1 protein-coding gene is annotated in these 1,029 nt (G+C 64.1%); it reads right to left on the reverse strand.

Features of this window, described 5'->3' with window-relative positions:
• Positions 1-946, reverse strand: a 946-nt coding sequence (locus tag DFP85_RS18815; RefSeq protein ID WP_133637932.1) for an IS481 family transposase, incomplete at its 3' end; no start/stop codon positions are given.
• Between the last annotated feature and the right edge of the window lie 83 nt (positions 947-1,029).

A 1,029-nucleotide genomic window follows, 5' to 3' on the forward strand; every position in this document is an offset into this window, starting at 1 on the left:
TGTGTAAACCCATCAGGTTGTTCACGGAAAGGCCCAGCCGGCTAACCGGAGGATGATAATCCAGGCTGGCATGCGGCCGATGCCAGTTGTACTGATGCAGCCAGGCGGGCAGATGCTGGCCGCGCTGCTCCGAACTCTCGTAGGACCGTGCATAAGCCCACTCGCGCAGGGCGGTTTGAATGAACCGCTCTGCCTTGCCATTGGTGCGAGGCGTATAGGGTCGAGTGCGCTTTCGCTTCAGCCCCAGGCGCCGACACAGGCGGTGAAATGCCCGGGAGCGGTAACAGGCGCCGTTGTCGGTCAGCACACGGGTGAAGCGGATGCCCAGCCCCCGGTAATACCGCACGGCCTCCAATAGCGCGTAACACGCGCTCCAGCCGGTTTCATCGGGGTAGCGGGTGGCGAAGGCCATACGAGAGTGATCGTCGATCGCGATGTGGACATACTCCCACCCCGCGCCACGCGTGGCCTGTTGGCGATCGCCGGTGACCCGATGTCCCGGGCGCGCGAAGCGGCCGAGCTTCTTGATGTCCAGGTGCAGGAGATCTCCCGGCGCATCATGTTCGTAGCGGTTGTCGGGTCGGGCGGGCTCGAGGGCTGCCAGTCGGTTCAGCCCCTTGCGTGCGAGGAGCCGCGCGACCGTGCTGTGTCCGATGCCCAACCGCTGGGCGATCTGGCGATAGGTCTGGCGCTGCCGGCGCCGCTCAATGAGCTGCTCGCGGACCTCGTCAGAGACCGCATGAGGGCAACGCCGTGGGCGGGACGAACGGTTCTGCAGCCCGCTCTCACCTTCTTCTCGATAGCGGCGTACCCACTTGTAAACCGTCCTCACGCTGATGCCCTGGGCCTGGGCGACCTCTTCTGGCCGGAGCCCTTCCTTGATGACTCGGTGCACCAGCAGGGCTCGACCATGCGGAGTGAGACGGGCATTCTTATGGGTGTTCATCCGGGCCTCCTGGAGAGGTTGGTTGGTTCGCATCTCCAGTCTTCCGGGTAGGCTCCGGATGAACAACCTACCGAGAGATCACA

This window comes from Halomonas ventosae (assembly GCF_004363555.1).
Classification (GTDB): domain Bacteria; phylum Pseudomonadota; class Gammaproteobacteria; order Pseudomonadales; family Halomonadaceae; genus Halomonas; species Halomonas ventosae.